Origin of the sequence: Streptomyces sp. URMC 126 (genome assembly GCF_051386555.1) — a bacterium.
Classification (GTDB): Bacteria; Actinomycetota; Actinomycetes; order Streptomycetales; family Streptomycetaceae; genus Streptomyces.
Genome location: NZ_JBPQTX010000269.1, coordinates 1 through 9790, shown reverse-complemented (window position 1 = coordinate 9790; position 9790 = coordinate 1). Strand labels below are relative to the sequence as shown.

The 9790-nt window shown below is 72.6% G+C and carries 2 protein-coding genes; both read left to right on the top strand.

Annotated features, from left to right (window positions below; translation table 11 throughout):
* Nucleotides 1-8870, top strand: an 8870-nt coding sequence (locus ACSNOK_RS25855) for an amino acid adenylation domain-containing protein (protein ID WP_436783175.1), incomplete at its 5' end; no start/stop codon positions are given.
* 30 nt (nt 8871-8900) lie between these two features.
* Nucleotides 8901-9790 (top strand): 2OG-Fe(II) oxygenase family protein (locus tag ACSNOK_RS25850; RefSeq protein ID WP_436783174.1); only part of this gene is annotated, 890 nt, incomplete at its 3' end.

The following is a 9790-nucleotide window of genomic DNA, read 5'->3' as shown; positions in this document are numbered from 1 at the left end:
GCCCGGCCCCCGCCGCCACCTCCGAGGCCGCCGGTGTACGGCCGTCCGGCGGCGTCCTCGACGCCCTGCGCGCGATCTGGAGCGAGGTGCTCGGTCTGCCGGCCGACCGGATCGGCGACGGCGACGACTTCTTCCGGCTCGGCGGCCAGAGCATCTCCTGCATCCTGCTCATCGCCCGTGTCCGGCAACGCCTCGGCGTGTTCGTGAGCGTCGAGGACGTCTTCGCCCTCCGCACCCTGGCCGAGCTCGCCCGCCACCTGGACAGCGCCCCGGCACACCGGGCCGAGCCGGACCCCGCCCCCGCGCCGGCAGCGCCCGCGGACGCCCCCCTGACCCTGCGCGCCAACGGCCTCCAGCAGGGCCTGCTCTACCACGCGCTGAAGAGCCCGGACGGCGACGACGCCTACGTCATGCAGTCCGTCCACCGCTACCGCTGCGCCCTCCGCCCCGAGCTGATGCGGGAGGCGTGGCAGCACGCCCAGCGCACCTACCCGGCCCTGCGGCTGCGCTTCGAGTGGGCCGAGGAGCCGCTCCAGATCATCGAGCCCGACGGCCGGCCCGTCGACTGGCGCTACCTGGACCTGAGCGCGGTGTCCGACGCCGACGAGCAGGACGCCCGGATCCGCGAGCTCCAGGAGCGGGACCGCGCCGAGCCCTACGACCCGGCCGCCGGCCGCCTCTTCCGCGTCCACCTGGTCAAACAGCGCGACGACCTGTACGCGCTGGTCTTCAGCTGCCACCACCTCATCCTGGACGGCTGGAGCCTGCCCGTCCTCCACGACGACGTCCACCGCACCTACCTGCGCCTGCTGCGCGGCGAGCCGGTCGCACCGGCCGCGGACCACGCGTACGTCGCGGCCCAGCGGTACTGGGAGGAGCACCGGGACGACGACGTCGACCACTGGCTCCGGGAGGTCGAACGCGTCGACGAGCGGGGCGACTTCGCCGGGCTGCTCAAGGAGGACATCCGCTACCGCGTCGACCTGAGCGACTACGACCACGTCCGCGAGCACCGGACCCGCGGGCTGGGCCTCGGCGCGGAGCGCACCGCCGCGCTCAAGGCGCTGTGCGCCGCCCACTCCGTCACCCTGCACTCGGTGCTCCAGTTCGTCTGGCACCAGGTGCTGCACGCCGTCGGCGGCGGGAACACCACGGTGGTCGGCACGATCGTGTCCGGCCGCAATCTGCGCGTCGACGGCATCGAGAACTCCGTCGGCCTGTACATCAACACCCTGCCGCTGATCGTCGACCACGACGCCCAGGCGGCCGGCGACGTCGGCACGGCCCTGAGGGCCATCCAGTCCGCCGTCAACACCATGAACAGCCGCAGCACCGTCGAGCTGGGCCGGCTCGGCACCGGCGGGATGAAGCGCCGGCTCTTCGACACCCTGCTGGTGCTGGAGAACTACCCCCGCCTCCTCGCCGAGGCCGAGGAGTACGACGAACTCCTGCGCTTCGAGAAGGCGTACGACGCCGACAAGGTCGACTACCCGCTGGCCGTCGTGGCCCGCGAGGAGGGCGACGAGCTGACGGTCACCCTCTGGTACGCGGGCGAGCTCTTCGAGGACGCCACGATCGACATGCTCCTCGACGTGGCCGGCACCCTCTTCGCCCAGGTGGCGGAGGACGTCACCCGGCCCGTCACCGCCCTGGAGCCGGTGTCGCCCGCCATGATCGAGCGGTTCGACGCCTGGAACCGCACCTGGACCCCGTACCCGGACGGCCTGACCCTGCACGCCGTCTTCGAACGGCAGGCCGCCGCCTGGCCGGACGAGACGGCCGTGGTCTACCGCGACACCCGCCTGACCTACCGCGAACTCGACGAGCGCGCCAACCGGCTCGCCCACCACCTGCGGTCCGTCGTCCCGCTGCGGCCGGACGACCTGGTGGGCCTGGTGCTCGACAAGAGCGAGCTGATGATCGTCGCGATCGTCGCGGTGTGGAAGGCCGGCGCCGCGTACGTCCCCATCGACCCCGGCTACCCCGACGACCGGATCGCGTACATGCTGGAGGACACCGGCGCCCGGCTCGTCGTCGCCAACGAGGCGCACGGCGACCGGCTCCGCGCCCTCCCCGGCGCGGCGGCGTACCGGGTGCTCGGCGTCGAGGGGCTGCCGCTGGACGAGCACCCGGCGGACGCACCGGTCTCGGACGTCACCAGCACCGACCTCGCCTACGCCATCTACACCTCCGGCACCACCGGCCGCCCCAAGGCCGTCCTCGTCGAGCACCGCGGCGTCGTCAACCTCCAGACGTCCCTGGCCGAGCTGTTCACCCTGGACCGCTCCCGGGGCCGGGAGGCGCTGCTGTCCTTCTCCAACTACGTCTTCGACCACTTCGTCGAGCAGATGACCGACGCGCTGCTCAACGGCCAGAAGCTCGTCGTCCTCGACGACACCATGCGCACCGACCCCGAGCGGCTGTACCGGTACATCGACGACGAGCACGTCACCTACCTCTCCGGCACGCCGTCCGTGCTGTCCCTGTACGACTGGTCCTCGACGCGCACGCTGACGCGCATCGACGCGATCGGCGAGGACTTCACCGAGCCGGTGTTCGACCGGATCCGCGAGACGTTCGACGGCACGATCATCAACGGCTACGGCCCGACCGAGATCTCCATCACCAGCCACAAGCGCCCCTACGCGGTGGGCGAGCGGCGCGCCACCAAGAGCATCGGCCACCCGGTCGCCAACACCACCGCCTACGTCCTCGACCGCCATATGCGCCGGGTGCCGGTCGGCGGCCTGGGCGAGCTCTGCATCGGCGGCGACGGCGTCACCCGCGGCTACCTGCACCGCGACGACCTCACGGCGGAACGCTTCGTCGACAACCCCTTCCGCACCCCGGAGGACGTGGCGGCCGGCCGCAACGCCCGCCTCTACCGGACCGGCGACCTGGTCCGCTGGCTGCCCAACGGCGAACTGGAGTGCCTGGGCCGCACCGACCTCCAGGTCAAGATCCGCGGGCAGCGCGTCGAACTCGGCGAGGTGGAGGCGGTCCTGTCCGCCTACCCCGGCGTGACCCGGTCCCTGGTGATCGCCCGCGAGCACGGCGGACGCGCGGGGGCGCAGAAGTACCTCGTCGGCTTCTGCATCTGCGACCCCGAGGTCGAGGAGTTCGACGAGCAGGACGTCAAGCAGTGGATGCGCGCGACCCTCCCCGAGGCCATCGTGCCCGCGCGCGTCCTGCGCATCACCGACATCCCCGTCACCCCCAGCGGCAAGCTGGACGTCCGCCGGCTCCCGGAGACCGACTTCGGGCCGGGCGACACCACCGAGTACATCGCCCCCGCCGACGACGTCGAGATCCGGCTGTGCGGCATCTGGGCCGCCGTGCTCGACGTCCCCCCGGACCGCATCGGCGCCCACGACGACTTCTTCGCGCTCGGCGGCGACAGCATCCGCGCGATGGCGCTCGCCCAGGCCGTCACCACCGGCTTCGGCCGCGGCCTCGGCGTCACGACCGTCCTCCGGCACACCACCCTGCGCGCGCAGGCCCGGCACATCCGGGACGCGGCCGCCCGGCCGGACGACGCCGCCGGCGCGCCGCCGGAGTCCACCCGCCTCGCCGTGACCGGCCGGCCCCCGGTGTCCCTCGCGCAGGAACGGCTGCTGTTCATCGAGGAGTTCGAGGGTGGGACCGCCGCCTACGACATCCCGTTCGCCCTGCGGATCCCGGCGGACGGCACCCTCACCCCGGACGCCGTCGCCGGGGCCCTCCGCACCCTGGTCCGGCGCCACGCCGCCCTGCGCACGCTGCTCACCACCGACGGCGACGGCGTCCGGCGGCAGCACGTCCTCCCGGAGGACGCCGTACCGGCCGCCCTCGGCACCCCCGTGCACCGGGTCGACGACATCGCCGCGCTGGACGAGCGGCTGGTCGCGTGCGCCGGCCACGTCTTCCGGCTGGACGCCGAACTGCCCCTGAAAACAGATCTGTTCGAGGTAGCGAGCGATCCGGACGCCCTGTACCTGAGCCTCGTCTTCCACCACACCTGCTTCGACGGCTGGTCCTGGAACGTCTTCCGGGAAGAGCTGACGGCGCTGCTCCGGGGTACGCCCGAGAGCGCCCTCGGGCCGGTCGGCGGCGGCTACGCCGAGCACGCGGTGGGGGAGCGGCGGTACCTCACCGGCCGCCGGCTGGCCGCGCTCACCGACTTCTGGACCGAAGCGCTGGCGGGCCACGAGCCCGTCCCGCTCCCGCTGGACCGGCCGCGCCCGCCCCGCTTCGACCACCGGGGCCGGGAGCTCGACTTCACCGTCGACGAGCCGACCACGGAGGCGCTCCGGGCCCTGGCCCGGTCGGCGCGCGTCAGCCTCTACAGCGTGCTGCTGGGCGCCTGGTGCCTCATGCTGAACGCCTACACCGGCCGCCACGACTTCATCGTCGGCACCCCCACCGCCAACCGGGGCCGCCCCGAGTACGACCGGACGATCGGCCTCTTCGCCAACCTGCTCGCGCTGCGCGTGAACGTCGACCCGGACGCCACGCTGGCGGACTACGTCCGCGCGGTGGGCGAGCGGGTGGTCGCGGCCCAGGTCCACGGCGAGCTGCCGTTCGAGCAGCTCGTCAAGGAGCTCGCCCTGGAGCAGGACCCCAGCCGCCACCCCCTCGTCCAGGTCAACTTCACGCTCCAGAACCTCACCGCGGACCCGGCCCCCTCGGCGGACGGCCGGCCCGCGCCCACCGAGCACCGGCCGGACGCGGACGGCTGGACGGCCACCAAGTTCGACCTGTCGGCCACCCTGACCGAGACCGCCGGCGGGCTCGCGGGCAACCTGACGTACGCCGCGTCCCTCTTCGACGACGTGAGCGCCGAGGGATTCGCGGCCACCTTCCGGCACATCCTGGAGGAGTTCGCCCGGCTGGCCGGCGCGGGCGGTTCGGCCGGACTGGCCGAGGTGACGCTCGTCGCGGAGGCCGAGGAAACGGCCGGCGAGGAGAGCGACGCCGCCCCCGTACCGGCCCCGGCGGCGCGGACGCTCCACGCCGTGTTCGAGGAGCAGGCGGCGGCCCGTCCGGACGAGACAGCGGTGATCTGCGGCGACACCCGGCTGACGTATCGTCAGCTGGACGAGCGCGCCGACCGGCTGGCCCGTCGCCTGCGGACCGCCGTCGCCCTGCGGCCGGGCGACCTGGTCGCCCTGATGCTCGACAAGAGCGAGCTGACGGTCGTCGCGATCCTGGCGGTGTGGAAGGCCGGGGCGGCCTATGTGCCGATCGACCCGGACCACCCCGACGACCGCGTCGCGTTCATGCTGGACGACACCCGCGCCCGGCTGGTGATCACCGACCGGGACCACGGGACGCGGCTGCGGGGACTGCCCGTGGTGGACGCCACCGAGGATGCCACCGAGGATGTCCCGACACCCGTAGGTGCCCTCCCCCCGGCTCCCGAGGCCACCGGCGCCGACCTCGCCTACGCCATCTACACCTCCGGCACCACCGGCCGCCCCAAGGCGGTACGGGTCCCGCACCGCGCGGTGGACGGCTTCCGGCGGGAGGTGGCGGGACGGTACGCGAGCGTGCCGGGCGCGCCCGGGGGGCCGCGCGAGGGTGTGCTCTTCCTGGCCAACTACGTCTTCGACTTCTCCGTCGAGCAGCTGGCCCTCTCCGTCCTCAGCGGCAACACCCTCATCATCCCGCCGCGGGACGCCGCCCACGACGACGCCTTCTACGCCTACGCCGAACGCGCGGGCCTCACCTACCTCAGCGGCACCCCCACCCAGGTCCAGCAGTTCGACCTGGCGCGGCTGCCCGGCCTGCGGCACGTCCTCGTCGCCGGCGAGGCGTTCCACGAGCACCACTTCGACCGGATCCGCGAGGGATACGCCGGGCCGATCGTCAACGCCTACGGCACCACCGAGACGGCCGTCTACAACACCGTCCGGTACTTCGCCCCCGGCGAGCCCTACCGGGACACCCTCGGCCGGCCGCTCGGGAACACCCGGCTCCACGTGCTCGGCGACGCGATGCGGCCGCTTCCGCCGGGGGCCGTCGGCGAGCTGTACGTGGGCGGCGAGTGCGTCGCCGACGGCTACCTCGACCGGCCGGAACTCACGGCCGAACGGTTCCTGCCCGACCCGTTCCGCACCCCGGACGAGCGGCGCGACGGCCGGGCCGTCGAGGAACGGCGCGACGTCCGGACTCCCGTCCTCTACCGCACCGGCGACCTCGTCCGCCTCACCCACGACGGCGAACTGCGGTACATCGGCCGCAACGACGCCCAGGTGAAGATCAACGGTCTCCGGATCGAACCCGGCGAGGTGGAGGCCGTCCTGGCCGCCTGCCCGCACGTCCGCGAGTGCGCCGTCGTCGCCACGGCGGACGGCGGGGCGCCGGGCGGCAAGCGGCTCGTCGGCTACTACACGGCCGACGAGGGCACGGCCGTCGACGAGGACGCGGCGTTCGCCGCCCTGCGGGCGCGGCTCATGCCGGGCATGGTGCCGTCCACGCTGGTCCGCCTGGACCGGCTGCCGACGACCGTCAACGGCAAGCTCGACACCAGGGCGCTCCCCGCGGTGGACTTCACCTCCCGCCGCACGGCGCACACCGCCCCGCGCGACCGCGCCGAGGCCCTGCTCTGCCGGCTCTGGGGCGAACTGCTGCCCGGCGGCACGGTGGGCATCGACGACGACTTCTTCCGCTCGGGCGGCGACAGCATCGGAGCGCTGCGCCTGGCGAGCCGGGTGCGGCGGGAGACCGGGCACGACGTCGGCGTCAAGGACGTCTTCGACCACCCCACCGTGCGCGGGTTCGCGGACCACGTCCTCACCGGGCGGACCGCCGCGCGCCGGACACCGGAGGAGAACCACGAGGCGCCGGAGCAGGGGACGCTGGAGGGCGACTGCCCGCTCCTCCCCGTCCAGGAGTGGTTCTTCACCAGGCCCCTCACCGACCGCGCCCACTGGAACCAGACCTTCGCCGTCACCACCCCCGAGCTCGACCCGGACCGGCTGCGGCGGGCCCTGGCCCGGCTGGCCGCGCACCACGACGCGTTCCGCCTGCGGTACCGGGACGGGGACGGCGTGCGGACCACCCAGTTCTACGCCCCCGGCATCCCGGATCTCGACCCGTACGTACTCGACGTACGCGGCCTGACCGACGAGGAGATCCGCGGCCGGCTCACGGAACTACAGGCCGGCTTCGACCTGGAGCACGGCCCGACCGCCCGCGCCGCCTACCTCCACGGGTACGCGGACGGCAGCGCGCGCGTCTGGTTCGCCCTGCACCACCTGCTCGTCGACACCGTCAGCTGGCACATCCTCGCCCAGGACCTGGAGATCCTCTACCACGGCGGCGAGCTGGGCGAGAAGACGGCGAGCTACCGGCAGTGGGCGCGGGCGCTGCGCGCCTACACCCCGGACGAGGACGAGCGCCGGCTGTGGGAGACCACGGTCGACGCCTTGACCTCGGCGGACGCCTGGGGCGCGACGGGCGGAGGCGCCGCATCCCACCGGGAGGAGTTCACCCTTCCCCCGGCCCTCACCCGCACCCTGCTCACCGAGAGCCACTGGGCGTACGACACCACCATGAACGACCTGCTGCTGACCGCGACCGGACTGGCCCTGCGGTCGGTCACGGGCCGCGAGGAACAGCACGTCACCGTCGAGGGCCACGGCCGGGAACGGTTCGCGGGAGCGCCCGACGTCCGGGCCACCGTCGGCTGGTTCACGACGATGCACCCGCTGGCCGTCCGGACGGACCCGAGGGACCTGGGCCGCAGCATCGTCGCCACCCGGGACGCCGTCCGGCGCGTCCCGCACCACGGCATCGGCTACGGCGCGCTCCACGGCGCCTACGGCACCGAGCGGGCACCGCTCGCACCGGTCTCCTTCAACTACCTGGGCCGGTTCGCGGACGACGGACCGCGGACCCCGGGCGACGGCCCCGCGCCCTGGCGGCTCGACCCGGCGCTGTGCGGCGCCCACACCTCCGAACGCGACCGCGGAGTGCACCAGTTCGCGGTGGACGTGACGGCGCACTGCGCGGGCGACCGCCTCGTCACCGTGGTCGACAGCCGCCTGGACCGGGCGACCACCGAACGGTTCGCCGGCGAACTGCGCACCTGGCTCGAACGGATCGTGACCCACACGATGACCGTGGCCCGCGACCAGGAGACAGCGGACCGCCCGACCGCGACCCGTACGCCGCTGGGGGACCCGGAACCCTTCACTCCCTACGTCCTGGCGGGTCAGGAGAAGGAGCCGGACCACACCCTCTTCGTCTTCCCCCCGGGCGAAGGCGGAGCGGAAAGCTACCTGGGCAACATCGCCCAGCGGCTGACCGGTTCCCGGCTCGTCCTGTTCAACAACGTGCACCTGCACACACCCATGGAGTCGTTCGAGGCCGTCGCCGACTACTACCTCGAACACGTCCGCGCCCTCCGGCCGTCCGGCCCGTACAGCCTCCTCGGCTGGAGCTTCGGCGGCATCGTCGCCCTGGAGGCGGCGCTGCGCCTGGCCCGGGAGGGGGAGAAGATCGACCACCTCTTCCTCATCGACCCGTACTTCGACATCCGGACCGCCACGGCCGCCATCGGTCTCCCGGGCGTCCGGGACGTCCTCGACCCGATCAACCACCACTACGTTCCCGACCCGGCCGACCTGGAACGGCTGGACGCGAGCACCGGCAAGGTGGTGCTGTTCAAGGCGGGCGAGGAGAACGAGATAGCCCTCGACGACCGCCAGCGCCGGCTCTTCGCCCACTACCAGCGAACCCCGTACAACGGCCTCGACGCGCTCCTGCCGGCCCGGTCGATCGAGGTCCACCCGCTGCGCGGCGCGACCCACCACTCCTGGGTGCGGAACGACCGTCTGGTGGCCGAGCTCTGCGCACGCGTCGAAACCCTGCGTGACGCCACCTGACCTCTCCCTACGGTTCCACGGAGGATTTCCATGCCCATTCCGATGCCGTCGGCGGACGTCCCGACGATCGACGTCTCGCCGCTCTTCGGCACCGACCCGGACGCGAAAGCCGACGTCGCCCGGCAGATCGACAAGGCCTGCCGGGGCTCCGGATTCTTCTACGCGTCCCACCACGGAATCGACGTCCAGAAGCTCCAGGACGTCGTGAACGAATTCCACCGCACGATGACGGACGAGGAGAAACACGCCCTGGCCATCAACGCCTACAACCCGGCCAACCCCCGGGTGCGCAACGGCTACTACATGGCCGTGAAGGGCAAAAAAGCCGTCGAATCCTGGTGCTACCTCAACCCGTCCTTCGACGCCGACCACCCGATGATCAAGGCCGGCGCCCCGATGCACGAGGTCAACATCTGGCCCGACGAGGACCGCCACCCGGGATTCCGCGCGTTCTCCGAGCAGTACTACCGCGACATGTTCCGGCTCTCCCGCCACCTGATGCGCGGCTTCGCCCTCGCCCTGGGCCGCCCGGAGGACTTCTTCGACGCCGCCCTCTCCGAGACCGACACCCTCTCCGCCGTCTCGATGATCCGCTACCCCTACTTGGACGACTACCCGCCGGTCAAGACCGGCCCGGACGGCACGAAACTGAGCTTCGAGGACCACCTCGACGTCTCCATGATCACCGTCCTCTTCCAGACCGAGGTCCAGAACCTCCAGGTCGAAACCGTCGACGGCTGGCGCGACCTCCCCACCTCGGGCGAGAACTTCCTGGTGAACTGCGGCACCTACCTGGGCTACCTCACCCACGACCACTTCCCGGCCCCGAACCACCGCGTCAAATTCCGCAACGCCGAACGCCTCTCCCTCCCCTTCTTCCTCCACGCCGGCGCCAACACCACCCTCACCCCCTTCACCCC